This is a genomic window from Vreelandella halophytica (assembly GCF_968193635.1).
On sequence record NZ_OZ309107.1, the window covers coordinates 1,628,502 to 1,655,275 of the forward strand.

At 58.3% G+C, this 26,774-nt stretch carries 17 protein-coding genes, 2 tRNA genes and 3 rRNA genes; 14 read left to right on the plus strand and 8 right to left on the minus strand.

Features of this window, described 5'->3' with window-relative positions; all coding sequences use genetic code 11:
* Positions 1–11 precede the first annotated feature (11 nt).
* Positions 12–1,697 carry an intermembrane transport protein PqiB gene (pqiB, locus tag ACWHXT_RS07715; RefSeq protein ID WP_447928895.1) on the minus strand — a complete coding sequence of 562 codons (1,686 nt, stop codon included), beginning with the start codon at positions 1,695–1,697 and terminating at the stop codon, positions 12–14.
* Complete coding sequence (locus tag ACWHXT_RS07720; RefSeq protein ID WP_447957830.1) at positions 1,690–3,069, minus strand: PqiA/YebS family transporter subunit; 1,380 nt, start codon at positions 3,067–3,069, stop codon at positions 1,690–1,692. The genes pqiB and ACWHXT_RS07720 overlap by 8 nt, the downstream gene beginning before the upstream one ends.
* A gap of 168 nt (positions 3,070–3,237) precedes the next feature.
* On the opposite strand from ACWHXT_RS07720, the gene ACWHXT_RS07725 reads away from it, so the two are divergent.
* The 11 genes from ACWHXT_RS07725 (at position 3,238) to rrf (ending at position 16,766) form a co-directional block, all read left to right on the plus strand.
* Positions 3,238–4,212, plus strand: a complete 975-nt coding sequence (locus ACWHXT_RS07725) for a calcium/sodium antiporter (RefSeq protein WP_447928897.1) — start codon at positions 3,238–3,240, stop codon at positions 4,210–4,212.
* Positions 4,213–4,411: 199 nt separating this feature from the next.
* Positions 4,412–5,827, plus strand: a complete 1,416-nt coding sequence (locus tag ACWHXT_RS07730; RefSeq protein ID WP_447928898.1) for a cytochrome ubiquinol oxidase subunit I — start codon at positions 4,412–4,414, stop codon at positions 5,825–5,827.
* A 2-nt stretch (positions 5,828–5,829) separates the two neighbouring features.
* Positions 5,830–6,831, plus strand: a complete 1,002-nt coding sequence (cydB, locus tag ACWHXT_RS07735; RefSeq protein WP_447928899.1) for a cytochrome d ubiquinol oxidase subunit II — start codon at positions 5,830–5,832, stop codon at positions 6,829–6,831.
* A gap of 4 nt (positions 6,832–6,835) precedes the next feature.
* A complete protein-coding gene (gene cydD, locus ACWHXT_RS07740; RefSeq protein ID WP_447957831.1) occupies positions 6,836–8,512 on the plus strand; it encodes a thiol reductant ABC exporter subunit CydD in 1,677 nt (558 codons plus the stop codon).
* Entirely contained in the window at positions 8,509–10,233 is a 1,725-nt protein-coding gene (gene cydC / locus ACWHXT_RS07745) for a thiol reductant ABC exporter subunit CydC (RefSeq protein WP_447957832.1), read from the plus strand. Before cydD ends, cydC begins: the two co-directional genes overlap by 4 nt.
* A 15-nt stretch (positions 10,234–10,248) precedes the next feature.
* Positions 10,249–11,247 (plus strand): adenosine deaminase, encoded by a 999-nt coding sequence (locus ACWHXT_RS07750; RefSeq protein ID WP_447957833.1) that lies wholly within the window; start codon positions 10,249–10,251, stop codon positions 11,245–11,247.
* Between the two features lie 264 nt (positions 11,248–11,511).
* Positions 11,512–13,044: ribosomal RNA gene (locus ACWHXT_RS07755) — 16S ribosomal RNA — on the plus strand.
* Positions 13,045–13,130: 86 nt separating this feature from the next.
* Positions 13,131–13,207: transfer RNA gene (locus ACWHXT_RS07760), tRNA-Ile, on the plus strand.
* Positions 13,208–13,317: 110 nt separating this feature from the next.
* Positions 13,318–13,393: transfer RNA gene (locus tag ACWHXT_RS07765), tRNA-Ala, on the plus strand.
* A 255-nt stretch (positions 13,394–13,648) separates the two neighbouring features.
* Positions 13,649–16,539 (plus strand): 23S ribosomal RNA (locus tag ACWHXT_RS07770).
* A gap of 111 nt (positions 16,540–16,650) precedes the next feature.
* Positions 16,651–16,766 (plus strand): 5S ribosomal RNA (rrf, locus tag ACWHXT_RS07775).
* The 16S, 23S and 5S rRNA genes sit together here with 2 tRNA genes alongside, the layout of an rRNA operon.
* Before the next feature lie 459 nt (positions 16,767–17,225).
* Here the strand turns inward: rrf and guaD are convergent.
* The 4 genes from guaD to xdhA are packed head-to-tail and all read right to left on the minus strand — an operon-like array spanning position 17,226 to position 23,268.
* Positions 17,226–18,542, minus strand: a complete 1,317-nt coding sequence (gene guaD / locus ACWHXT_RS07780) for a guanine deaminase (RefSeq protein ID WP_447957834.1) — start codon at positions 18,540–18,542, stop codon at positions 17,226–17,228.
* 1 nt (position 18,543) lies between these two features.
* Positions 18,544–19,410 carry a xanthine dehydrogenase accessory protein XdhC gene (xdhC, locus tag ACWHXT_RS07785; protein ID WP_447957835.1) on the minus strand — a complete coding sequence of 289 codons (867 nt, stop codon included), beginning with the start codon at positions 19,408–19,410 and terminating at the stop codon, positions 18,544–18,546.
* Positions 19,407–21,830: a xanthine dehydrogenase molybdopterin binding subunit gene (xdhB, locus tag ACWHXT_RS07790; protein ID WP_447957836.1), complete on the minus strand. Its 2,424-nt coding sequence runs from the start codon at positions 21,828–21,830 to the stop codon at positions 19,407–19,409. The genes xdhC and xdhB overlap by 4 nt, the downstream gene beginning before the upstream one ends.
* Positions 21,814–23,268, minus strand: a complete 1,455-nt coding sequence (gene xdhA / locus ACWHXT_RS07795; protein WP_447957837.1) for a xanthine dehydrogenase small subunit — start codon at positions 23,266–23,268, stop codon at positions 21,814–21,816. The genes xdhB and xdhA overlap by 17 nt, the downstream gene beginning before the upstream one ends.
* A gap of 180 nt (positions 23,269–23,448) precedes the next feature.
* Here xdhA and ACWHXT_RS07800 point away from each other — a divergent pair, with 180 nt between their 5' ends.
* Positions 23,449–24,075, plus strand: a complete 627-nt coding sequence (locus tag ACWHXT_RS07800; protein ID WP_447957838.1) for a TetR family transcriptional regulator C-terminal domain-containing protein — start codon at positions 23,449–23,451, stop codon at positions 24,073–24,075.
* A gap of 16 nt (positions 24,076–24,091) precedes the next feature.
* Here ACWHXT_RS07800 and ACWHXT_RS07805 read toward each other — a convergent pair whose 3' ends face one another.
* A complete protein-coding gene (locus ACWHXT_RS07805; protein ID WP_447928908.1) occupies positions 24,092–24,421 on the minus strand; it encodes a DUF6482 family protein in 330 nt (109 codons plus the stop codon).
* 12 nt (positions 24,422–24,433) lie between these two features.
* Positions 24,434–24,643, minus strand: a complete 210-nt coding sequence (locus ACWHXT_RS07810) for a hypothetical protein (RefSeq protein WP_447928909.1) — start codon at positions 24,641–24,643, stop codon at positions 24,434–24,436.
* 393 nt (positions 24,644–25,036) lie between these two features.
* Here ACWHXT_RS07810 and ACWHXT_RS07815 point away from each other — a divergent pair, with 393 nt between their 5' ends.
* Together ACWHXT_RS07815 and ACWHXT_RS07820 are read left to right on the plus strand one after the other, a co-directional pair.
* On the plus strand, positions 25,037–26,071 hold the full coding sequence (locus ACWHXT_RS07815) for a COX15/CtaA family protein (RefSeq protein ID WP_447928910.1): 1,035 nt from the start codon (positions 25,037–25,039) through the stop codon (positions 26,069–26,071).
* Between the two features lie 158 nt (positions 26,072–26,229).
* Positions 26,230–26,697 carry a DUF2489 domain-containing protein gene (locus tag ACWHXT_RS07820; RefSeq protein ID WP_447928911.1) on the plus strand — a complete coding sequence of 156 codons (468 nt, stop codon included), beginning with the start codon at positions 26,230–26,232 and terminating at the stop codon, positions 26,695–26,697.
* Positions 26,698–26,774 lie beyond the last annotated feature (77 nt).

Consider the following 26,774-nt stretch of genomic DNA (forward strand, 5'->3'; position numbering starts at 1 on the left):
GCGTCATCCTTTTATCGAGGGGCCCGTGGAATCGGGTCCTGCGTGTCCAGGTTGTCGAAAAGCAGCGCTCGGGGATTTTCGTTGAGCGTGCGCGTCAGCGGCTGTAAATCCCGCATCAGGCGGTTGAGCTGTTCGATGGCCGAACTGAGATCCTGGTAGGCCGGCGAAGAGGGCGATAGACCTTCAAGGGTCGCGCGAAGCTCCTCGAGAGTGGCATTTACGTTGCCGCCGAGTGCCTGGGTGTCCGGATCGCTCAGGATGGCGTTGAGCGAGGCGCTGACCTCGCGGACCTCGTTGAGTACGCTTTCCGACGCCTGCAGGTTGCGATCGAGCCCGGCCAGCAGCGGCTCGACCTCGAGCGCATTGAGTTTGTCCAGCAAGCTGGTGACCTGACCCTGGATTTGTGCAAAGCCGCCCGCCACGGTGGGAAAGACCTTGCGCTCGGAGAACATCTCCAGGGCGTAGTCACCGGCCAGGTCGCGCTGGAAGTTAAGATCGACGAAGAGCGCGCCGGTCAAGAGGTTGCCGTTTTTGAGCGAGGCGCGCAGGCCCAGGTCGAACATACGGTTAAAGCGCGTTTCCCACTCCTCCAGGTCGATATCGTCGCTTTCGATCCCCAAACGCTGTGGCTCGATGCGAATCAGCACCGGGATGGCAAACTGCGAGCGCGCGTTGGGCTGGGGGGCGGTAAAGTTCCAGGGCACTGCGGCGACGCTGCCCAGCCGCACGCCGCGAAACTCGACCGGCGCGCCGCGGGAGAGCCCGCGCACGGTGTCGTCCACCAGTAATACGTACTCGAGGTAGCGATTGAACGTGCCTTCGCGGGCGTCGTCTTCATCGCTATAAAGCGTAAAGCGGGCGTTATTGCTCACCGGCTTGCCCATGGGCACGTCTTCGGGGACGCCAAAGGTGACGCCGCCGCCCAGCAGCGCCTCGATCGACTCGACGTTGACCCGCACGCCGTTGGAGTCGAGGCGAAAATCGATCCCGCTGGCGGTCCAAAAGCGCGTGCTTTCGGTCACCAGCTGGGCGTAGGGCTCTTCGATGAAGACCTGATGTTGCATGGTGCGCGACTCCGGGTCGAAGTTGTTGTCTTCGACCCGGCCAACGGTATAGCCCTGATACGACACCGGGTCGCCGACGCGCAGCGAGTTGCCCAGCTGGCTGACCAGGCTGATCTGAAGTCCCGCTTGACCGGCCACGGCCACCGGCGGCACATCGCTTAGCTCGAACTCCCGGTGGGGCTCATCGGAGCGGCCGGGCTGAAGCTGGATGTAGGCGCCGGAGAGTACCGTGCCCAGCCCGCTAATACCTTCGCGGCCGATACGCGGTTTGACCACCCAAAAGCGGCTATCTTCGCGCAGCATGGCTTCGGCTTCGGGCTGAATGCGCGCGGTCATGACCGCGTGGGAGAGATCGTCCGAAAGCCGTACGCTCTGAACCAGACCGATTTCCACGTTGCGGCTACGAATCAGGGTATTGCCGGCTTCGATCCCTTCGGCGTTGTTGGCGGTCAGCGTAATCAGCGTCCCCCGACTGGTATAGTTGTCGTACACCAGCCAAAGCCCGATCACCAGCGCCACGATAGGCACGATCCATATCGGCGACAGACGCGTTTGACGCGACGCCTTGGCCCGATTCGGGTCATTCTCTTCCGGCGCTGGCGCTTCGTCGTTCGGGGGTAAATCGTCAGCCATCCACTGATTCCTTGGTCGCAATGTTTAACCGGGTCACGCGCTTGAAACGCGCAGCGCGTGGGGGAGAGGTGTCCCATAAAAGGCGCGGGTCGAAGGTCATCGCCGCCAACATGGTCAGGACCACTACCGCACCAAAGGCAAGTGCTGCCGGGCCCGGTGTGATCGACATCAAAGAGCCGGCGCGAATTAGCGCCACCAAAATGGCAACGACGAAGACGTCGACCATCGACCAGCGTCCGATGAATTCCGTCAGCCGATAAAGCCGGGTGCGGCTTTGGGCGTGGAGTTCGCTACTGCGCCGAACGACCAGGCAGAGCCAGGCCAGCGCGAAAAGCTTGCCTACCGGCACGATGACACTGGCAACGAAAATAACGGCTGCCACCGGCCAGGACCCCATCTGAATGAGCTGCACCACCCCGCCTATAATCGTCGAAGGTGAGCTGCTGCCCAGGCTCGTGGTGGTCATAATAGGGTAAAGGTTGGCCGGAATATACATGACGGTGGCGGCGAACAGCAGCGCCCAGGTGCGCTGCAGGCTGTGCGGTACGCGCTTGTGCAGCTTTTCATGGCAGCGCAGGCAGCGCGCCTTGCCCTTGGCCGGCATACGGTTGACCAGCCCACAGGTGGGGCAGCCGGTCACGTTCTGAATGGCGGCGGTCATGCCGGTCTGGGTGCCCTCTGGTGCCAAGGGCTCGCCTTCGAGTGAAAACCACATCCAGTCGGCGTCCAGCGACTGGCTGGTTTTTAGCAGTAAAAGGGCGAAGATGCAGAACGCCCAGAAGGAGATCCCCAGCTGGATTTGGGCAAGCCCGGCGACCTTGATCAGGCTCACCAGGGCGCCAATGATGAAAACGTCCGCCATCATCCAGGGCACGAAGTGGGCAAGCGAGCGGGCGATATCGCGGCTAAAGGGCATGTGGCGCCCGCGCAACAGCCCGTACTGTAGCCAAATCACGCCGAACAAGTAGAGCGCGGGGAGCACCACGATGGTCATGATCACCGCGATGGCAACGACCGGCTGGTGAAATGCGATCAGCGTGGTGGCCGTTTGGGAAAGCTCGATGCGGTTGCTCACGCCGCTAACGTTGAAGCTGACAAAAGGGAACGACACCGCGATGATCAACGCGATCAATGACGCCACGGCCAGGGCCATACTGCGTTGGGCGGGGTAGCGGTGACGCTTGACCAAAACGTGGGAGCAGCGTGGGCAGGTGGCTTTTTCACCGGAACCCAGCGGCGGTAAAGCGCTCACCCAGTCGCACTCATGGCAGGCGCGAAGGCGCCGCCGTCTTGGCGTTTCCGGCGGCTGGGTGTCGACCAGCGGCGGAGAAAGCGGGAGATAGGGCCGTGCCTTGAATCGGGAGTAGCGCAATTCAATAGTCTCAACGTTGCCTGGTGGTCGATTAATACGTTGGGCGGGCAGGGCTGTCAAACGCTTGCGGGCGTATTTGAATCAACGGCGTGCTTGACCCGGCCACCACCTTGGACAACGATGCAGGCGCGTTCGCCTTCTCTAGCCTACCCATATTAAGGAACTGCCATGTTGCTTGCCTGTTTAGCGGTCGTAATCGGATTGGTGCTGCTTATATGGAGCGCCGAAAAATTCATCGATGGCGCCGCCGCGACTTCCCGCTGGCTGGGGCTCTCTCCGCTCTTGATCGGTATGCTGGTAATCGGCTTTGGTACGTCGGCCCCGGAGATGATGGTCTCGGTGCTGGCGGCATTACAGGGTAACCCGGGCCTGGCGGTGGGTAACGCTTATGGCTCGAACATTGCCAATATGGGGCTGGTGCTGGGTTTCGTTGCATTAATGGCGCCGCTGGCGGTGCATTCGAGCGTCATTCGTAAAGAGATGCCGCTGCTGGTGGGGGTCATGCTGCTGACCGGTTATATGTTGTTCGACGGCTGGGTGACGCGTATCGAGGCGGTCATTTTGCTGGTGGCGTTGACGCTATTTATCGGGATAAGTATCTGGCGCTCGCGCGCTCAGCATGCGGACCCTCTCGAGGCGGAGGTGGCCGAGACGCTGGATCAAAAGCCCATGTCCAGGGGCAAGTCGATCGCCTGGACGCTGATCGGGCTGGTGCTGTTGATTGCCAGCTCGCGCATGCTGGTGTGGGGCGCGGTCGAAATAGCGGGCGCGTTCGGCGTGAGCGATTTGATCATTGGCTTGACGGTGGTGGCGGTGGGGACCTCGCTGCCCGAGCTTGCCTCGAGCATCAGTGCGTTGCGGCGCAACGAGCACGATATGGTGCTGGGTAACGTAGTGGGGTCGAATCTATTCAACAGCCTGGCGGTGGTAGGACTCGCTGGCGTGATCGCCCCGATCGAGGCGGGCCGCGAGGTGCTGGTGCGCGATTGGAGCGTCATGAGCTGCATGACGCTCTTGATGGTACTTTTCGCGTTCTCCTGGCGCGGCAGACCCCGGCGTATCAATCGTTTAGAGGGCGGCGTGCTGCTCGCCTCCTTTTTGGGCTACACCGGTTATATGGTCAGTATCGTGGTAATGAGCTGACGAATATCAGCGTAAATTGATGTGTGTCATTGTGACACGCAATAACGCATAGAGAGCGTTTCAGGTGGGCGTTTAAGCCAGTAAGATGGGCCCGTGAGTAAAGATTAGCCAGGTCTTGATAAAAACAACCGCCCCAGGGCACGACCAGGCTGTTATTACCCATGGGCGTCATACTATTCCCCGGTTTCAGGAGAGCGTCATGGAACTCGACCCCTTAATGCTTTCGCGACTACAGTTCGCGTTCATTGTGTGTTTTCACACTATCTTCCCCGTCTTCACGATAGGGTTAGCGTCCTACATTGCACTACTGCACGGCCTGTTCTTCAAAACCGAGAATCCCGCCTGGGACCGCTTGGCACTTTTCTGGACGAAAGTGTTTGCGGTGGTGTTTGCCATGGGCGTGGTGTCGGGCATCGTCATGTCCTTTCAATTCGGTACCAACTGGAGCAACTTCTCGTTTGCGGCGTCCAACTTCATTGGGCCGATGCTGAGCTACGAAGTGGTTACCGCCTTCTTCCTCGAAGCCGCCTTTTTAGGGGTTTTGCTTTTTGGGCGCGGCAAGGTGCCGGAAGGCGTCCATCTGTTCTCGGCGGCCATGGTGGCGTTGGGTACCTTCATCTCTGCGTTCTGGATTCTTTCCGCCAACAGCTGGATGCAAACGCCCGCCGGGGTCGAGCTGATCGATAACCGCTTCTACGTCACGTCCTGGACCGAAGCGATTTTCAATCCCTCCTTCCCGTATCGCTTTTTCCATATGGCCATGGCGTCCTTCATTACGGGTGGTTTCGTGGTAGCGGGCATCAGTGCCTGGTTTTTGCTGCGCGGTCGCGACGTACCGGCCAATCGCCGGGCGCTCTCCATGTGCCTATGGATGCTGCTCTTTCTGGCCCCCGCTCAGGCGGTGATTGGTGATTACCACGGCCTCAATACGCTCGAGTACCAGCCCACTAAAGTGGCTGCCATGGAAGGACACTGGGAAACCACCTCCAACGTGCCGCTTTTATTGTTCGCCCTGCCGGATCAGGACGCGCAAGAGAACCGCTTCGCGCTGGGGATCCCTAATCTGGCGAGCCTCATCCTGACCCACTCCCTTGATGGTGAGATCCCGGGCATCAGCGAAGTACCGCCGGAAGAGCAGCCGCCGGTCGCGCTGGTGTTCTGGTCGTTTCGTGTGATGGTGGCAATCGGCCTTTTGATGATCGCTGTAGCACTTGCGGGATTGCTGCTACGTCGTGGTGGCCGTATATATGAAAACAAAGCGTTTCTTAAAACGCTGGTGAGTATGATTTCACTGCCGTTCATTGCCGTGCTGGCCGGGTGGATCGTGACCGAATCCGGCCGGGCACCGTGGCTGGTCTACGGCATGATGACCCAAGCCCAGGGGTTGACGCCGTCGCTGACTGGCTGGATGGCGCTCGCTACGCTGATTGGCTACGTGCTGGTGTACGCGGTGGTGTTTTACGCCGGCCTTTACTACCTCACTCGCGTGGTGCGTAACGGTATGCTGCCCAACGCGGCTCAGGCCGAGGTCGACCCCGACGCCAACCGTCCCAAACGTCCGCTTTCCGCCGCACACACTCCGTTTGACGACGACGTCGAGCCGGTAAGGAGCTAGTCATGGAAATGTTCGATTTATCTATCATCTGGGCCGGCATTATTGGTTTCGGCGTGATCATGTACGTACTGATGGATGGTTTCGATCTCGGGGTGGGGATTCTCTTTCCCTTCGCCCCGGACGAAGATTCCCGTGACGTGATGATGAACTCGGTCGCCCCGGTGTGGGACGGCAACGAAACCTGGCTCGTGCTGGGCGGGGCCGGGCTTCTCGGCGCCTTCCCGCTGGTCTACTCGGTCTTTTTGCCCGCGCTCTATATTGGTGTATTCCTGCTGTTGGCCGGGCTGATCTTTCGCGGTATCGCCTTCGAGTTTCGCTTCAAATCGCGGCGTAATCGCAGTTGGTGGAATTGGTCGTTCGCTGGCGGGTCGATGCTCGCCTCGTTTGCCCAGGGGGCCGTCGTGGGTGCCTACATTCAGGGCTTCCCGGTAGAAGACTTCGTCTATGTCGGTGGTGCGTTCGACTGGTTGACGCCGTTCTCCGTGCTGACCGGGCTTGGCCTGATGGCCGGCTACGCGCTGCTGGGGGCGACCTGGATGATCATGAAAACCGAAGGCTATATCCAGGCATGGGCGTATAAAATCACCCCGATACTGCTCGTTGCGGTACTGGCCGTGTTCGCGATCATCAGCGTCTGGACGCCGTTTATCGACAACATGGTGTGGGAGCGTTGGTTTGGTTCCTTGCGCTTTATCTGGATCTTCCCGGTGCTGGCGCTGCTGTGTGCGTTCGCCGTCTTCAGAAGCGTTCAGAACAAGAGCGAAGGGGTGCCGTTCGTCGCCACCGTCGGCATCTACATCTTTACCTATCTGGGCCTGATCTTTAGCAAGTGGCCGATCATCGTGCCGCCCAACTATACGCTTTGGGACGCCGCCTCGGCGCCGGAATCCCAGCTGTTCCTGCTCATCGGTGTGCTCTTCGTGATCCCCGTCGTGCTGGCCTATACTGCCTGGACCTACTGGGTGTTCCGCGGCAAGGTACGCGTTGGCGAGGGGTACCACTAAGCCTATGAGGGGTAATAACCAAAACCCTGAGCTGGTAACGCCGCGCCACTTTCTTAAAACGCTAGCCCAACAAGAACGAAAAAGGCTAGCGGGTGCGGCGGCCTGCGGGGTGTTGGCCGGGACCAGTACCGCCATCTTGCTGGTGGGGCTGGCCTGGCTGGTCGATCAAATCCTTTTGCAGAACCGGCCACTGGCCTCGCTTGGCGAGGCCTTTTTAGCGCTTATGGGGCTGGTCGTTCTGCGCGCACTTTTTCAATGGGGTCAGGAAGTATTGGGGCTCGAGGCAAGCCTTCGGATTCGCCAGCGGGTTAGAAAAGAGCTGATGGCGAAGCTTTCAAGCCTCGGTCCCTTGTGGCTGACCCGTCACCAAAGCGGGGCGCTTGCCACCCAGGTGGTCGAGCACGTCGACGCGCTGGAAGGCTACTTTGCCCGCTTTCATCCCCAACTTCGTATCGTGCTGCTGGTGCCGCTGATTATAGCTTGCATCGTTGGCGCGCTCGATTACCTGGTCGTCATTTTCCTGTTGCTTTCCGCGCCGCTCATTCCGGTTTTCATGGCGCTGGTGGGGATGAGTGCGGAACGCTTGAACCGCGAGCAGTTCGGCGCGGTCTCGAGGCTCTCGGCCCACTTCGTGGACCGGGTACGGGGCATGAGCACACTGCAGCTTTTTGGGCGCACGGCGAAAGCGCGCCGCGACGTGTGGTATGCCACCGACGAGTACCGCCGTTTGAGCATGAAAACATTGCGTCTTGCGTTTCTCTCTTCGGCGGTACTCGAGTTCTTTGCTTCTGTGGCGATTGCAGTGGTGGCCATGTACGTCGGCTTTGGCCTGCTTGGTTACATCGATTACGGCCCGGCGGCCTCGTTAACGCTTTTCTCCGGGTTGGGTGTGCTGTTGCTGGCGCCGGAGTTTTTTCAGCCGCTGCGCACGCTTTCCCAACACTACCACGACCGCGCGGCGGCGCTGGCGGCGGCGGAAAGCCTGGTATTCATCCTGAACGAGCCCGACTGGCTGGCAGTGCCCGGCAATACCCCACAAAGCGCCCAGGCGCTTTGCGAACTCGCTGATGTCAGCGTGGGTTATAGCCAGGGCGAGCCCATTCTGAGTCAGGTGTCGCTGGCGCTTGCCCCGGGCGACGTCGTTGCCCTCACCGGGGCCTCGGGCAGCGGCAAGTCATCGCTTTTAGCGCTTTTAGCGGGCTTCATGCCCCCCCGTGAAGGCGAGCTTCGCTGCGCGCAGGGGCTAACGGTTGCCTGGCTGGATCAAAGCCCCTGCTTGCTGCAGGGAAGCCTTGCGGAGAATCTGAGGCTGGCCAATCCGGGCGCAAGCGAAAACGATCTATTCGATGCGCTGACGCGTGCAGGGCTCAAGGAGCTTCTGGCTGCGCTTCCCGAAGGGCTCGATACCCCGCTTGGCGAGCGCGGCGTAGGGCTCTCCGGCGGGCAGGCCCAGCGCCTGGCCCTGGCGCGTGTCTATTTGAGCCCAGCGCCGCTGGTGCTGCTCGACGAGCCGACCGCCAATTTGGATAACGCGACCGAGGCGCTGGTGATTGAAGCGCTCCAGTCCTGGGCAAAAGCAGGGCGCACGCTGGTCATCGCCACCCATCACCAGCAGGTCATGTCGATCGCAACCCGCCATTTTCACTGTGAAAGCGCCCATGTGCGGGAGGTAGCTTTATGAAAGACCTTTATCAGGCGTTCCGCCCTTGGCTTTTTTTGCTGACGCGCCGCCGCCGACCCTTTTTCGTGGGCGCGCTGCTGCTGCTGGTGACGCTGCTGGCTGGGCTTGCGCTTTTAGGGCTTTCGGGCTGGTTCATCACCGCCTGCGCGCTGGCCGGTCTTGCGCTGGCGGCTGGGCTGCCGACGACGCTCGATATCTACGTCCCCGGGGGCGGGATCCGTTTTTTTGCACTGCTACGCACCGTCGCCCGCTATATCGAGCGGCTATATAACCATAATACGGTGCTGACCCTTTTGGCCGATCTGCGCCACAAGGTGTTTGGTTATCTGACTCATATGGATGCCCCCACCCTGGGCCGCCGCCGGGCGAGCGATTGGCTTACCCGCCTCACCGCAGATATCGACACCCTGGATAATTTCTATCTGCGTCTTTTGATACCGCCCTTCGTGGCGCTTGCGGCGATTATCGTCGTGTCGCTATTTACGGCTCTTTGGCTGCCCGGGCTTGCGGTCGTGGTTGGGCTGACGCTCGGCGCGCTCTGGATCGTGCTCACCCTGGGTTTTGCCTGGCTGGGGTTTCGTCAAAGCTATCAGCAGGTGCGCGATCAGGGGGCGCTGCGCAACCTGGTGCTCGATCAAATCCAGGCGCGCGCGGAGCTTACAAGCTATCAAACCAATGATTGGCACCAGCAAAAAATCGATGCACTCGAGGCGCGGGCCGCCACCAATCAGCGGCTTTTAGCGCTGAAGGCGGCGTTGGGTAATGCGCTGATCCTTCTGGTCACCGGGGCGCTTTTAGTCGGCGTGATGTGGTTTGTAAGTCAGCCGGATATTCAGCAAGCGGTCAGCGCTCCTATCGCGGTGATGATACTGCTGCTCGTTTTGGGCAGTAGCGAGATATTCACCGCGTTGCCTTCCTCTTTCATCAAGCTGGGGGCAAGCTATGCAAGTGTCCAGCGTCTGAATCAGCTCACGCCTTCTCAGACCGAGGACGCGGAGCGTGCCTCATCCGTACTACCCGCCGACCAAACGGGCTACGCGATCGCCCTCGAGCAGGTAAGTTACTGCTACCCGGGCATGCTGGAGCCGGCCCTGGAGGGCGTATCCTTTGACATTCCCGCCGGCGCGCGCATCGCGATTACCGGCGTGTCCGGGGCGGGTAAGTCGACGCTTGCTCATCTGCTTCTCGGGCGTATCGCCCCGAGTAAAGGCAGCGTGAGCGTTGCAGGCCAGGCTGCTGACGCGCTGGCTTTTGAGGAGCGCGCTCAGCGCTTCGCGTTTCTGTCCCAGCAGGTCGACCTTTTCGACGCCACCCTTGCCGAGAACCTGCGCCTAGCCGATGAGTCCGCCGATGACCAGGCGCTTTGGCAGGTGTTGGCGCGTGTTGGTCTGGAAGACTGGGCTCGTAGCCAGCCCAATGGGTTACAAACGCCGGTAGGCGAGAAGGGGCGTCAACTTTCGGGCGGCCAGGCGCGCCGGGTGGCACTGGCTAGGCTTTTTCTTCGCGACCCGCAAGTGGTGCTGCTGGATGAGCCGTTTGCCGGTGTCGACAGCGAGACCGCCCGCCATCTTGCTGACTCCCTCGACCAGTGGCTTACTGGGCGAACGGCCATCTACTTTATTCACCAGGTCGATGATGTATCGCTGTTACCCGGGCTCACGTATAGTTATTCGCTTCGCCACGGCCAGCTCATAAGTGGCCAGCGCATGGCGGCGTGTTAGCAATAGGGGAATGTAATGCAAGAGTTTTTACGCCAACTGCCCAAGACAGAGCTCCACTTACATATCGAGGGCTCTATCGAGCCGGAGCTGATGTTCGCGCTTGCCAAGCGCAACGGCATCGCGCTCGATTACGCCACTATCGATGATGTCAAAGCAGCGTATCGGTTCGAAAATTTGCAGGGGTTTTTGGATCTCTATTACCAGGGCATGAACGTACTGCGCACCCAGCAGGACTTTTATGATCTAGCGCTCGACTACTTCAAGCGTGCCCGGGGTGAAGGCGTCGTGCATATCGACATGCACTTCGACCCCCAGGCGCACCTGAGCCGGGGCGTAACCCTCGATGTCGTTATGGGTGGGCTGCTTCAGGCCAAACAGGAAGCCGAGGCGTCGCTGGATCTTTCCGTCGGGATGATCATGGCGTTTCTTCGCGACCGTTCGGCCGACGAAGCGTTGGACGTGTTTGAGAAGGCCGCCCCTTACTGGAAAGAGCTCGACGCCGTTGGACTCGACAGCGCGGAGTACGACAACCCGCCTGGCCAGTTCAAAGCGGTTTTTGATCGCGCCCGGGAAGAGGGCATCCGCTGCGTTGCCCACGCGGGGGAGGAGGGCCCAGCGGAATACATTCGTCAGGCCCTCGATGAGCTCAAGATCGTTCGCGTGGACCACGGTGTTCGCTGCCTGGAAGACAGGGATCTGGTCGAGCGCCTTCGCCGTGAGCAAACGGTGCTGACGGTCTGTCCGCTCTCCAACGTGAGCTTGAAGGTGGTCGATCAGCTTCATCAGCATCCGCTGCCCAAATTGCTCGAAGAGGGCTTGAAGGTAACGATCAGCTCGGACGACCCGGCCTATTTTGGTGGTGGCCTGCTTGCCAACCATATGGCCTGTCTGGACGCGTTTGGCTGGAGCAAGGCAACGTTTCATCAGCTAAACCGTAACGCCCTCGAAGAAGCCTTCATGAACGAGGAGCGCCGGCAAGTGTTACTCGCACGTCTGGACCAGGCAATTAATTGAGAAAAGCACACGCCAAAGGGTTGACGTATAACCATAAGTGAGTAGAATACGCCCCACATCGAACGGGCAGCGTCCTTCGGTAGCTCTTTAACAATTTGATCAGGTAATTCATGTGGGCGTTTGCCGATGAGGGTGGCTAGTCACCAAATATCAAGGCAAGCGCACAAGAAGAATTTTCGAATTCTTCAAATTCGTTTGAACCTTGAGCCAGGATTGATTCGCCTCTGTTGCTTTCGAGCGGCAGGCAAGAATCACAATGATTTTAAACTGAAGAGTTTGATCATGGCTCAGATTGAACGCTGGCGGCAGGCTTAACACATGCAAGTCGAGCGGTAACAGGTCCAGCTTGCTGGACGCTGACGAGCGGCGGACGGGTGAGTAATGCATAGGAATCTACCCGGTAGTGGGGGATAACCTGGGGAAACCCAGGCTAATACCGCATACGTCCTACGGGAGAAAGGGGGCTTCGGCTCCCGCTATCGGATGAGCCTATGTCGGATTAGCTGGTTGGTGAGGTAACGGCTCACCAAGGCAACGATCCGTAGCTGGTCTGAGAGGATGATCAGCCACATCGGGACTGAGACACGGCCCGAACTCCTACGGGAGGCAGCAGTGGGGAATATTGGACAATGGGCGCAAGCCTGATCCAGCCATGCCGCGTGTGTGAAGAAGGCTTTCGGGTTGTAAAGCACTTTCAGCGAGGAAGAACGCCTGGCGGTTAATACCCGCCAGGAAAGACATCACTCGCAGAAGAAGCACCGGCTAACTCCGTGCCAGCAGCCGCGGTAATACGGAGGGTGCAAGCGTTAATCGGAATTACTGGGCGTAAAGCGCGCGTAGGTGGCATGACAAGCCGGTTGTGAAAGCCCCGGGCTCAACCTGGGAACGGCATCCGGAACTGTCACGCTAGAGTGCAGGAGAGGAAGGTGGAATTCCCGGTGTAGCGGTGAAATGCGTAGAGATCGGGAGGAATACCAGTGGCGAAGGCGGCCTTCTGGACTGACACTGACACTGAGGTGCGAAAGCGTGGGTAGCAAACAGGATTAGATACCCTGGTAGTCCACGCCGTAAACGATGTCGACCAGCCGTTGGGTGCCTTGTGCACTTTGTGGCGAAGTTAACGCGATAAGTCGACCGCCTGGGGAGTACGGCCGCAAGGTTAAAACTCAAATGAATTGACGGGGGCCCGCACAAGCGGTGGAGCATGTGGTTTAATTCGATGCAACGCGAAGAACCTTACCTACCCTTGACATCCTGCGAACCCGGAAGAGATTCCGGGGTGCCTTCGGGAACGCAGAGACAGGTGCTGCATGGCTGTCGTCAGCTCGTGTTGTGAAATGTTGGGTTAAGTCCCGTAACGAGCGCAACCCTTGTCCCTATTTGCCAGCACGTAATGGTGGGAACTCTAGGGAGACTGCCGGTGACAAACCGGAGGAAGGTGGGGACGACGTCAAGTCATCATGGCCCTTACGGGTAGGGCTACACACGTGCTACAATGGCCGGTACAAAGGGCTGCGAACTCGCGAGAGTAAGCGAATCCCGGAAAGCCGGTCTCAGTCCGGATCGGAGTCTGCAACTCGACTCCGTGAAGTCGGAATCGCTAGTAATCGTGGATCAGAATGCCACGGTGAATACGTTCCCGGGCCTTGTACACACCGCCCGTCACACCATGGGAGTGGACTGCACCAGAAGTGGTTAGCCTAACTTTGGAGGGCGATCACCACGGTGTGGTTCATGACTGGGGTGAAGTCGTAACAAGGTAGCCGTAGGGGAACCTGCGGCTGGATCACCTCCTTAAACGATGCGTCATCCTCCCGGCAAGCGCTCACAATGAATTACCTGATCAAGTGATAGAGCAAACGGTTGATGCACGATCCCCTCTTGGGTCTGTAGCTCAGTTGGTTAGAGCGCACCCCTGATAAGGGTGAGGTCGGCAGTTCGAGTCTGCCCAGACCCACCAAATTCCCGTGATACTGCGTTAAAATGCTCCTCGTATAGCAGGCTATACGTCGTCGCATTTTGCCTTGTCTCACAGAAATTTATAACAAGAGGTGAGGTTGTGAAAACGATGGGGCCATAGCTCAGCTGGGAGAGCGCCTGCCTTGCACGCAGGAGGTCAGCGGTTCGATCCCGCTTGGCTCCACCATTATCTCCACTGCCGTTTGTTTGTTTCGTGACCATTGATAAGTCGCACGTTGTACGTCGCCTTATCACTGTTCATTGAACAGTCGCTCTTTAACAATGTATATCATGCTGACAGTATCGAATGACGATACGAAGACAAAAGCCCCCGGGCTTGCGTGTTCGTGGCGTGATCTCGATACGCAATTGTTTTGTGATACGTTTCAAGCGTATCCGGCAATCGTTGTCATTGCGGGATCCAGACTCCTTCGGGTTATAGGGTCAAGCAATGAAGCGCACACGGTGGATGCCTAGGCAGTCAGAGGCGATGAAAGACGTTGTAGCCTGCGATAAGGTTCGGTGAGGTGGCAAACAACCTGTGACCCGGACATCTCTGAATGGGGAAACCCACTGACCACAAGGTCAGTATCGTATCCTGAATACATAGGGATACGAGGCGAACCGGGGGAACTGAAACATCTAAGTACCCCGAGGAAAAGAAATCAACCGAGATTCCCCCAGTAGCGGCGAGCGAACGGGGACCAGCCCTTAAGCATGTGAATGGCTAGACGAACGGATTGGGAAGTCCGGCCGTAGCGGGTGATAGCCCCGTAGTCGAAAGTCTGATCATGTGAAATCGAGTAGGTCGGGGCACGAGAAACCCTGATTGAAGACGGGGGGACCATCCTCCAAGGCTAAATACTCCTGACTGACCGATAGTGAACCAGTACCGTGAGGGAAAGGCGAAAAGAACCCCGGCGAGGGGAGTGAAATAGATCCTGAAACCGTGTGCGTACAAGCAGTAGGAGCCCACTTGTTGGGTGACTGCGTACCTTTTGTATAATGGGTCAGCGACTTATATTCAGTGGCGAGCTTAACCGATAGGGGAGGCGTAGCGAAAGCGAGTCTTAACTGGGCGACCAGTCGCTGGATATAGACCCGAAACCGGGCGATCTATCCATGAGCAGGGTGAAGGTTGAGTAACATCAACTGGAGGCCCGAACCAGGATCTGTTGAAAAAGATTTGGATGACTTGTGGATCGGAGTGAAAGGCTAATCAAGCCCGGAGATAGCTGGTTCTCCTCGAAAGCTATTTAGGTAGCGCCTCACGTATCACCACCGGGGGTAGAGCACTGTTTCGGCTAGGGGGCCATCCCGGCTTACCAACCCGAGGCAAACTCCGAATACCGGTGAGTGCAGCGTGGGAGACACACGGCGGGTGCTAACGTCCGTCGTGAAAAGGGCAACAACCCGGACCGTCAGCTAAGGTCCCCAAATCCTGGTTAAGTGGGAAACGATGTGGGAAGGCTCAGACAGCTAGGAGGTTGGCTTAGAAGCAGCCATCCTTTAAAGAAAGCGTAATAGCTCACTAGTCGAGTCGGCCTGCGCGGAAGATGTAACGGGGCTCAAACCAGGTACCGAAGCTACGGGTTCATCCTCTGGATGAGCGGTAGAGGAGCGTCGTGTAAGCCGATGAAGGTGGATCGAGAGGTCTGCTGGAGGTATCACGAGTGCGAATGCTGACATGAGTAACGATAAGGGGAGTGAAAAACTCCCCCGCCGGAAGACCAAGGTTTTCTGTTCGATGCTAATCAGAGCAGAGTGAGTCGGCCCCTAAGGCGAGGCCGAAAGGCGTAGTCGATGGGAAACGGGCTAATATTCCCGTACCGGATGTCATTGCGATGGGGGGACGGAGAAGGCTAGGTGAGCCAGGCGTTGGTTGTCCTGGTGAAAGCGAGTAGGCCTGGGTCTCAGGTAAATCCGGGACCCTTTAAAGCCGAGACGCGAGACGAACGGATTACGATCCGGAAGTCACTGATGCCACGCTTCCAGGAAAAGCCTCTAAGCTTCAGATGACATGCGACCGTACCCCAAACCGACACAGGTGGTCAGGGTGAGAATCCCAAGGCGCTTGAGAGAACTCGGGTGAAGGAACTAGGCAAAATGGTGCCGTAACTTCGGGAGAAGGCACGCCGGATTAGGGTGAGAGGACTTGCTCCTTTAGCCCGAACCGGTCGAAGATACCAGGTGGCTGCAACTGTTTAGTAAAAACACAGCACTCTGCTAACGCGCAAGCGGACGTATAGGGTGTGACGCCTGCCCGGTGCCGGAAGGTTAAGTGATGGTGTTAGCCGCAAGGCGAAGCTCTTGATCGAAGCCCCGGTAAACGGCGGCCGTAACTATAACGGTCCTAAGGTAGCGAAATTCCTTGTCGGGTAAGTTCCGACCTGCACGAATGGCGTAATGATGGCCACGCTGTCTCCACCCGAGACTCAGTGAAATTGAAATCGCCGTGAAGATGCGGTGTACCCGCGGCTAGACGGAAAGACCCCGTGAACCTTTACTATAGCTTCACACTGGATACTGATGTTGCCTGTGTAGGATAGCTGGGAGGCTTTGAACTCCGGACGCCAGTTCGGAGGGAGCCAACCTTGAAATACCAGCCTGGCATCATTGGTGTTCTCACTCGGGTCCGTTATCCGGATCGAGGACAGTGTGTGGTGGGTAGTTTGACTGGGGCGGTCTCCTCCCAAAGAGTAACGGAGGAGCACGAAGGTACCCTCAGCACGGTCGGACATCGTGCAATGAGTGCAAGAGCATAAGGGTGCTTGACTGCGAGACAGACACGTCGAGCAGGTGCGAAAGCAGGTTCTAGTGATCCGGTGGTTCTGTATGGAAGGGCCATCGCTCAACGGATAAAAGGTACTCCGGGGATAACAGGCTGATACCGCCCAAGAGTTCACATCGACGGCGGTGTTTGGCACCTCGATGTCGGCTCATCACATCCTGGGGCTGAAGTCGGTCCCAAGGGTATGGCTGTTCGCCATTTAAAGTGGTACGCGAGCTGGGTTTAGAACGTCGTGAGACAGTTCGGTCCCTATCTGCCGTGGGCGTTGGATGTTTGAGAAGGGCTGCTCCTAGTACGAGAGGACCGGAGTGGACGCACCTCTGGTGTTCCGGTTGTCACGCCAGTGGCATTGCCGGGTAGCTATGTGCGGACGGGATAACCGCTGAAAGCATCTAAGCGGGAAGCCCCCTTCAAGATGAGACATCCCCGAGGCCTCGAGCCTCCTGAAGGGCCCAGCGAGACCAGCTGGTTGATAGGCACGGTGTGGACGCGCTGCAAGGCGTTGAGCTAACGTGTACTAATGGCCCGTGAGGCTTGACCCTATAACACCCAAGGGGTCTGGTCCTGCAGTGACAACGACGCTCGACAGAGCACCGGATACGCAAAAAAGAAACGATCACAAGACAGTCAGCCGATATACATTGAAAGTTACGCCTGACGACCATGGCTTGCGTGAACCACCCGATCCCTTGCCGAACTCGGAAGTGAAACCGCAACGCGCCGATGGTAGTGTGGGGTCTCCCCATGCGAGAGTAGGTTATCGTCAGGCACCTCTTCGAAAAAGCCCCGAGCACTCTGTGTTCGGGGCTTTTTTTATGTGTGCAGGAAATGTTCCCGTGCCGCCGCCACCCAAGCGGCGCGGTGCGCCGCATCGCTGGCTGAAGCCTGCTCCTGCAAAAACGGGGGGCACACAAGGGCCTCGGTGCCACCGTACCCTTGTAGGAGCCCGATTCATCGGTGGTCCGACACCTCGGCGATGGCGGCGCCCAGCCGCCCGGGGTTGGCTTCGCCACCGTGCCGGCCGCTACCCCGGCGGCGCGGTGCGCCGCAGCTCTGGCTGAAGCCTGCTCCTACAAAAGCAGGGGCACACAAATAGCCTCGGTGCCACCGCGGCCTTGTAGGAGCCCAATTTCATTGGGCGATGGCGGCGCCCGCCGCCCGGGGTGGAATCCGCCACCATGCCCGGGATCCACTCCGGCGCTGTGAAGCCTGCTCCTACACTACGTTTTTACCAAGCTTCACGGGCGTGCTGGCAGCGACCGTTCGACCAGGTTTCAAAAATAGCGCGGTCATCACCTAGCATCATTAGCGCGAACAGGCGCTCGCCAAGGGTCGTGCACCGCTTTATGCGCCGCGTTAAAAGCGGGGTGGCGGCTGGGTCGATCACCACAAAATCTGCTTCCATGGAAGGCTTGAGCTGGCCGATCACGTGATCGAGCGAAAGCGTTTTAGCGTTACCGTGCGTCAGCCCGTAAAAACCCTGCCAGGCAGTGAGTGGCTGGTCGACAAGCTGGCCCACCTGATAGGCACTTTTCAATGTCGCAAAACCGGTCAGGTCCGTACCGGCGCCGATGTCGCTTGCGTAGGTAAACGCCATGCCGATTTTGTCTGCAGCGTCTCGATCGAAAAGCCCGCTACCTAAAAAAAGATTGGAACTCGGGCAAAAGGCGATGCTGGCACCCTGCGCTGCCAAGCGCTGTCGCATGCTGTCATTGAGATGTACGCCGTGGGCGAAGGTGCTTTTAGGACCGACCAACCCGGCCTGCTCGTAAACGGCCAGGTAATCCTTACTACCGGGAAAGAGTTCCGCCACCCATTCGAGCTCGCCGCTGTTTTCAGCCAAATGTGTTTGTAGCCAAAGTGTAGGGTCGTTACGTAACAGTGCGCCGGCCGCATCCATTTGCGCCTGGGTCGAGGTCGGCGCAAAGCGGGGTGTGACGCTATAGCCAAGTCGGTCTTGACCGTGCCAATCGGCGATCAGCCGCTCGGTGTCCGCCACGCCACGAGCGCCATCCAGTAGTTGCTGTGGCGCATTGCGATCCATCATCACCTTGCCCGCGAGCATACGCAGCCCGCGCTTCTGGCAGGCACTAAAAAAGGCGTCGACCGAGGGTGGGTGGCTCGAGCCAAACACCTGAGCCGTCGTCGTTCCGGCACGCAGCATTTCATTTAAAAATGCCTGGGAAAGCGCCTCGGCGTGCGCGGGGTCTTGAAAGCGGCACTCTTCAGGAAAGGTGTATTCGTTCAACCAGTCCAGCAGCTGACGCCCATAAGAGGCCATGATATCCAGCTGCACGTAGTGCACGTGGCTATCGATAAAGCCGGGCATGATGAGCTTGTCGGAATAATCGAGAATGTTCGCCTCGGAGGGGAGGCGGGCGGTCAGCTCGTCGAAACGGCCGACGGCGTGGATATGGCCGCCCTTGAGCCATAAAAGACCGTCCTCGAAATGTTCGACGCTGCCTGGGGCGGGTTTATCGCCATGGCCCGGGTTGTCAGCGAAACTTAAAATTTCGGCGCGTATTAAAGTATCGTTAGTCGTCATATCATTTATAGGGTGGGGAGTCTTTGAAAAGCGGTTTCAATGTGGTGCTCTCGAGACCGCGTATGGAAGTGGGTTGCTCGCAGTCGGTAAGCCAGAGCAGCTCCGTCACGGCGCTTAGCGCAATTGCGTAAGGCGCCTTGTTGTAAAGTTTGGTGCCGTTGAACGCACCAATGGGGCTTCTTACCCGTTCGATCTGCGCAGTACTATGCCCTGCACGCTCAAGTCGGCCTTTAAAGCTGGCCCACTTGCTTTCTGAGCCGATCAGGCCGATCGAAGCGGCATCTTCTCGCTCAATGAGCGCTTCGATGAGCGCGTAATCCTCATCGTGGCTGTGTGTGACTACGATGGCGTGACAGTGGGGTGGAAGCGCCTGAATAGCGTGAACAGGGTTGTCGATTAACGTCTGATTCAAACGTGGCGTGCCCGTGTCTCGAGACAAAGTATCCGGGCGGCTGTCAAACCAGTAGCGCTGCCAGGGAAGTGGATGGGTGAGCTCGACGATATGCCGGCCAATATGGCCCGCGCCGAATACCGCAAGGTGCGTTTTGGCGCCCGCGAATACTTCCAGCATGATATTGACGAAGCCTCCGCAGCACTGTCCACTTCGCCCCCCCAGCGAGAACGCTTCGAGATGAAACCCGGTCTCCCAGTCGCGCAGGTAGCGCCGCGCCGCCTCGATGGTTTGCCACTCGAAAGTCCCGCCGCCCAGCGTATCGACCACACCTTCCAGCGTAATGACCATGCGCGCGCCGGGCTCACGAGGAGTCGAGCCCATGGCGGTGACCTGGGTGGCTAGCACATGGGGCAGGGCGTTTCGCTGGCAGTAATCCAGCGCGGCGTGCCAGGTGGAGAGCGTGGCCTCCTTCATAGCGCTTTTGGCCTGATGGCTTGGGCGGCCAGCATTACCCGCTCGGGGGTGGCCGGGGTGTCCAGCGCCGGTGAACACCGGTATTGGGTCAAGCTTGAAAGCGCGTCACGAAGCGCTGACCAGATGCTGATACCCAGCATGAAAGGGGGCTCGCCCACCGCTTTGGAGCGGTAAAGGCTTGCCATCGAGTTGGGGTGGCCTTCCATCAGCGCCACGTTGAACACCGGCGGCAGGTCGCCGTAGGTGGGGATCTTGTAGGTGGCCGCGCTGCTGCTCATGAGGGCGCCCTTGTCACTCCACTTGAGTTCCTCACTGGTGAGCCAGCCCATTGCCTGGATAAAACCACCTTCGATCTGACCGATATCGATGGCGGGATTCAGCGCATCGCCCACGTCGTGCAGAATATCGACCCGATCCACCTGGTATTCACCGCTAAGTGTGTCGACGCTCACCTCCGATACCGCCGCGCCGAAAGCGAAGTAGTAAAACGGGCGTCCTTGACCTGTGGCCCGGTCGTAGTGAATCAGGGGGGTGGCGTAAAAGCCTTTTTCCGAAAGCGATACCCGGTTTAGGTAAGCCGTTTGCACGAGCTCGCCCCAGCCAAGACGGTACTCACTTTCGCCAGTGCCGGCAATCAGCATTCCGTCTTCCAGGCGCATACCTTCACGGTCGAGCCCGCCTTCGAAATGCCCGGCGGCAAAATCGAACAGCCGCTCGCGCAGCTTGCTGGCCGCGTCTCTTGCCGCCATGCCGTTCAAGTCAGCGCCACTGGAGGCCGCGGTAGGCGAGGTGTTGGGCACTTTGTCGGTGCGCGTAGCGCTAATACGAACGTTATCCAGATTGAGCCCCAGCTCACGCGCCACGACCTGACAGATCTTGGTATGAAGCCCCTGACCCATCTCGGTGCCGCCGTGATTGATCATCACACTGCCGTCGGTATAGACGTGGAGCAGGGCGCCTGCCTGGTTCAAGTGCTGGGCAGTGAAAGATATGCCGAACTTCACCGGTGTCAGTGCCAGGCCTTTTTTGATGATCGGGCTCGAATCATTGAAGGTTTTTACGCTTTCACGGCGTGCCCAGTAGTCACTGTCGTGTTCGAGAGTTTCGATCAGCGTGTGCAGCAATGCGATCTGATCGACTTTCTGGCCGTAATGAGTGGTATCGAAACCTTCGCGGTAAAGGTTGCGCTTGCGCACGGTGAGCGGGTCGACGTTGATGCGCCGGGCAATATCGTCCATAGCCGCTTCGATGGCCATCATCCCTTGGGGGCCGCCAAAACCACGAAACGCCGTGTTCGAAGCCGTATTGGTCTTGGCACGGTGGCCGGTAACCCGCGCCGCGTTCAGGCAGTAAGCGTTATCGGCGTGGAACATCGCGCGGTCGACGATAGCGTCGGACAGATCCGGCGAGTAGCCGCAGTCGCCAATGAGGTCGATATCGCCGCCTTGAATAACCCCTAGCTCGTCGATGGCCAGGCGGTAGCGATTGTGGAACGGGTGGCGTTTGCCGGTGGCCTGCATATCCGCAGTGCGTGGCAGGCGAAGGCGCACGGCTTTGCCCGTACGCCGGGCAACGATAGCGGCGATACACGCCCAGGGCGATGCCTGGGTCTCCTTGCCGCCAAAGCCGCCCCCCATGCGGCGTACTTCCACGGTCACACTATGAAAGGGGATACCCAGCACCTCGGCCACCAGCTTTTGTGTTTCGCTGGGGTGTTGGTTGGACGTATGCACCACGACACCCTCATCCTCGGTAGGCAGTACCACGCAAGCCTGACCCTCGAGGTAGAAGTGTTCCTGACCGCCGACGAACAGTGCCCCTTCGATAACGTTATCCGCGCGCTCCAACGTTTCGCGCCACTCGCCGCGCTCTTGCACGTGGGTAGGGCGAACCAGCTCGTTGCGCTCGGTGGCCGCGACCGGGTCGAGGCGTGCCGGCTGCTCGTCGATCTCCACCCGGGCAAGCGCCGCCGCCTGGCGCGCCGCCTGATACGATGTGGCCGCTACGGCGAACAGGCACTGACCGGCGTAGCTGATCTCTCGATCGACGAAAATGGGGTCGCCGGGAAAAACCGGGCCAATGTCGGTATGCCCGGGAACATCGGCAAACGTGATGACATCCAGCACGCCGGGCGCGCGGCGCACCGCCTCAAGATCGAGTCGCGTCAGCGTACCAAAAGCCGCAGGCGAAAGCCCCAATGCAACGTGAAGCGCATCGGCCGGGGTCTTCAGATCATCGATATAGCTTGCCTTGCCGGTAACATGCTTGCGGGCGCTTTCGTGATAGCTCGACGAGCCCGCTTGGCGGTGGCCATCGCTTTCCACGGTGTGGCGCGCCAGCGGGCCGGAACCGGTAATATGATCCTTGAGTTCGCGCCGGGCATGGCGGCTTTCGCTGTCGAGCTTAGTGAGCGTACGCATGAAGCATTACCTCCTGATGGGGAGTGCTGAGCGTCACGTAAAGCCGCTCCAGTAAATTCGCCGCCGCCTGCTCGCGATAGTGCTGGCTGCCACGCACATCACTCATGGGTTGGAAGTCCTGTAAAAGCGCGCGTTGCGCCGCTTTGAAGCTTGCCCTGGACACCACCTGGCCTTCGAGCGCGGCTTCGGCATTCGATGCGCGTTTGGACGTAGCCGCCATGCCTCCAAAACCGAGGCGAACATTGGTGAGTACGTCGTCTTCAAGCGTGTAGTGAAACGCCCCCAATACGGCAGAGATATCGTCCTCGCGGCGTTTGGAGAGCTTCCAGACGCGAAGCGAAGCGTTATCATTCAGTGCCGGGATGAAAATTCGGCTAATGACTTCATCCTTTTCCAGAACGGTCTTTTTGTAATCGACAAAAAAGTGCTCGAGTGGGAGTGCGCGAACCCCGCTTGGCCCGGCAAGTTCCAGCCATGCCCCCAGTGCCAGCAGTACCGGCGGTGTATCGCCAATGGGCGAGGCGTTAGCGATATTACCGCCCAGTGTTCCCCGGTTGCGAATCTGGCGTGAGCCCAACCGCTCCAGAAGATGGCCAAAGGCGGGGAAGTGACGTTCGAAAAGTGGCTCGAGCTCGGTATAGGTCACTGCGCTACCCACCCACCAGCCCGAAAGGGATTGATAGCTCGCCTCTTCGATAGTGCGGAGTTCACCTACGCGGGTAACATCGATAAGCTGTTTGAGCGGGCGAAGCTGCTGGGTGGTTTCAAGCCATAAATCCGTGGCACCGGCTACCAGTCTCGCCTCTGGGTAACGTGCGCGTAGCGCTACCAGTTCATCGAGCGACGTCGGCGCTGCAAAAAAGTCGGACGCATTAGCCGCCAGCTCGGCTGGGCCGGATGGGTTTTGGGGCTTGGCGGCGACGTCGAACCAGTCGGGGGATTGCCAAGGGTGCTCCTGCATCTTGAGAGCCGCATCTCGAATAGGCCGGTAGCCGGTACAGCGGCAAAGATTACCCCCCAAGGCCCCTTCGAGCATTGCGTTAGAGTAGGGTGCGTTCGAGGTAGAGCTCTCATGCAGTGTGAACAGTGACATGACGATTCCCGGCGTGCAGAAGCCGCACTGACTGGCGTGGCATTCGATCATGGTTTGCTGGGCGGGGTGTAGCTCATCGCCCGCCTCGAGGCCTTCGACAGTGATGAGAAGCTTGCCCTGTAGCTGGTGGGCCGGGGTTATACAGGCGTTCAGGCTCGAGAAGCCCGCATCAGCGTCATCAGAGTCGCGAATGGCAACGGTGCAGGCGCCGCAGTCGCCAGACGCACAGCCCTCTTTTGTCCCGGTTTGCCCCAGGGTTTCGCGTAAAAGCGTTAAGGTACTCGTGTCCGGCGCCACGTCGCACTGCGTTTGAACGCCATTTAGTACAAACTCAATGGTTGCCATCGGCTCCCCCCATTTTATTCTGACCAATTGGTCAATAGAGTAGAGCCTGGGTTAAAAGATAGCGTTGTGCAAGACTTTGTTGTATGCCTCTATGTGGTGCTAAAACGGCCATTTTTGGGGCGTTTTGGTGCATTTCGACGGTATGCAGCCGACCATAGTGTGTGAAGGAATCATCTTGAAATGAGCAGCCCCTCCTTGAAAGAAAGAAGTAGCCGCGATGGCGTTGAGCAATCCATTCTCGATGCGGCCGAACACGTGTTTGCGCTTCACGGATACCGGGGGGCGAGCCTTCAATCGATTGCCGACCGGGCCGGGTTACCCAAGGCCAACGTGTTGTACTATATGGGCAGCAAGCAGGCGCTTTATTTAAAGCTTCTCGATAAAATGATGCAGCGATGGAACGCGGTACTGGAAGACATTACCCCCCATAGCGACCCCAAAGTGGTGTTGAGTAACTTTATACGCACCAAAATGATGCTAGGGCAGCGCTACCCGGAAGGCTCCCGCCTTTTTGCGTTAGAAATTTTAGCCGGCGCGCCTTTTTTAGAAAGCTACCTGGAAGGGGAGCTTCGCGCGTGGGTCGAAAGTCGAGCCGCCGTAATCCGCCAGTGGTCCGCTATGGGAAAAATGGATGATGTCGACCCGCGATACCTGATTTTTCTGATTTGGTCGTCTACCCAGCACTATACCGAGTACGGCGCCCAGGTGAACGCCATACTGGGGCGCGAGCGGCTAAGCGACGAGGATGTCGCCAGCGTAACGGCATTTTTGGAGCATGTGATTTTAAAGGGGTGCGGCGTGGCCTGACCCTAAGCCGCTGTGCTCAGGTTCGAAGCGCGACCCGGGTGCCAAATTCGAGGCGTTGCTCTGCAGAGACCGTTTGAGTCGGCGCGCCGATCATTTCATCGAATACATCGGCGTGGGTCAGTACGGCCTGGTGAAAGCCCAGCGGGCGCAGCGAGCGGCTGACCCATTGAGGGCCGGTGAAAAGTTGCGTGCTACCCTTTTCATCGATCAGTTCTTTAACGCCTCTGGCGTGATGAAGTCGCACGATATACCAGCCGGTATCCAGTGCGTAGATCTCCACGCGGTACGTATCGAAGGGGGCGCGCTCTTTAGCGAGCGCGCTTAACGTGATCGTGTCGCGTTGCATGAGGTGGCAAGCCTACTCGGGCGGCTCGGCGTCAACGCCTGGCACGCGGTAACGGGCGCCTTCGGCACGCTGCTCTTCAAAGCGCTGGTTCTCGTCTTCCGGTACGACGCCTATAACGGTCTCTTGCGAGCCATCTGGCCAGGTGTAGGTCGTGCAGCCATTCAGGCCCAGCAGCAGCGCCGCGCTGAGCGAGGCCGTTAGTAAGGTACGGCGTTGAAACATCAAACACTCCCTCGATACATTATATTTCGAATAGCAGATTCGATAACACGGGTAGCCCTTCAAAGCGAGGCATCGATGCTATCCTGTGGCCTGCGCTAACGCTGTAAACTATAGCGGATACCTTCGTTAAATATAACGCAATTTATCCCAGGGTAAGAATTCGACGCTGATCCTTGCCGATGCGGGTCAGCGGTCGCGACGCTATAGCGCAGGCCAGAAACCTATGCATTGGCGTATGATCGGCTCGCGCCGTTTCTGCCGAATCAAGCCGCACTGCTTCAAACAGACAGTTCTATTTTAAGCGGTTCTCCTTTTTAAGCGGTTTTACTTTGGCTGGTATTACGAAGGATCGTTAGCAACGCACTATGGGCCGTACGTAGGTAAGGAAACAGTATGCAAGACGCCATGGAAAATCGGTTGCGATGGCTTGGCTATCTCACGTTATTCGGAACGCTTTTGACCGCCTGCGTCATTTTATTGGGTGCCTGGACGCGTTTGGTCGATGCCGGGCTTGGCTGCCCGGACTGGCCCGGCTGCTACGGGCGCTTGCTGGTGCCCAATAGCGAAGACGCCGCGCTGATACATCCTGATGCGCCCCTCGATCCGGCCAAGGCATGGATGGAAATGATTCATCGCTATATGGCTACGCTTTTAGGCGCAGTAGTCGTGAGTATCATCGTGTTTGGGCGCAAACTTCGCCACCTGGAGGGCTACCCCTGGCCGTTGAGTTTAGCGCTACTCGGGGCGATTGCGATTCAAGGTGCTTTTGGCGCCTTTACCGTCACGCTCAAGCTCTGGCCTCAGGTAGTCACGCTGCATCTTTTAGGCGGTCTGGGCGTATTGACGCTTTTTTTATGGCTTCATCTGCGCGTTCGTCACAATGTTCATAAAAGGCGCTTGAAGCGGCGCCCGATCAATGGGCTTTGGGCGGTGGCGGCAACGTTTTTGTTGCTCCAGCTTGCGTTGGGCGGGTGGGTGACCAGCAATTATGCCGGGCTTGCCTGCCAAGGGGTGCCGACGTGTAACGCACAGTGGTGGCCACCGATGGACTTCAGCGAGGCGCTGCACCTAACCCAGACGGTAGGGCCCAACTACCTTCATGGCCAGCTTCATTTCAAGGCGCGCACGGCTATACAGGTCATGCACCGTGGCGGCGCGCTGCTTTTAGGGCTCTCGCTTTTGGCGCTTTGGTGGCGTTATCGCCACATTGCGGCCTTGAAAGGCGTGCTTACGCTCGCGCTCGCCACTTTTATAACCCAAGCCGCATTAGGCGTAGCCAATGTTTTGATGTGGCTGCCACTATGGCTTGCGCTCCTGCACACCGCCGGCGCGGCGCTGCTTTCAGTGAGCGTGTGTCTAGCGTGGTGGCGCTGGCGTCAGCTAAGCGACAGCGAGTACCGACACATCCAGAAAGCCCCTTCGCGTTAGAAATTTCTTCGCGTTGAATAGGGCGTAGATAAAATTGGTTAAATCAACTATATAGGGTGTACAATTATCGCATAGTTATTGGTTAATGCCGGATCAGGGCTTTTCGGGTTTATAAGTAGCATCAGACCCTGTTGGCAAAAACTCATCAAGGAAGCCGCATGAATTCTATTTTAGCGCTAGTATTACTGTTGGTGGGCGCTGCGGTCGTGGTGGGGTTGGGCATTTATGCTTTGACCCTGCGCAAAGAAGTAAAGCGCCGCGAAGCGTTTCGCATTGAAGAAGACCAGCGCGCTCAGCAAAACAGTTTGGAAAACCTGGACTACGTGGCAAGCGCGTTGGTACAGGAACAAGTCGATATTACCGAAGGCTGCTGGCGCTGTAAGGTGCTGCTCGAGATCGTTGATCCGAGTTTGACCGAGCGCGACGAATTCCGGCCCTTCGCCGATGTATATAGCCGCACGCGCCACCTTAAAACGCATTCGGCAAGAAAGCAGCTCTCCCCGCGGGAGCGTATGAGCGAAGATAAAGAGCGCATCGAAGTCGAAAACGAGATGCGCCCGGCAGTATTGAGTGCGGCGAAAGCCGTACTCGAGTGGCGAGCCCAGGGCGGTTCGGCACTGCATTGATATAGCGATCACTTCTCTATAGACGTGCCGGTGAAGTTAGCGTACTTTTCTTGGCGTCGATAATGAGAGTTTTGCTA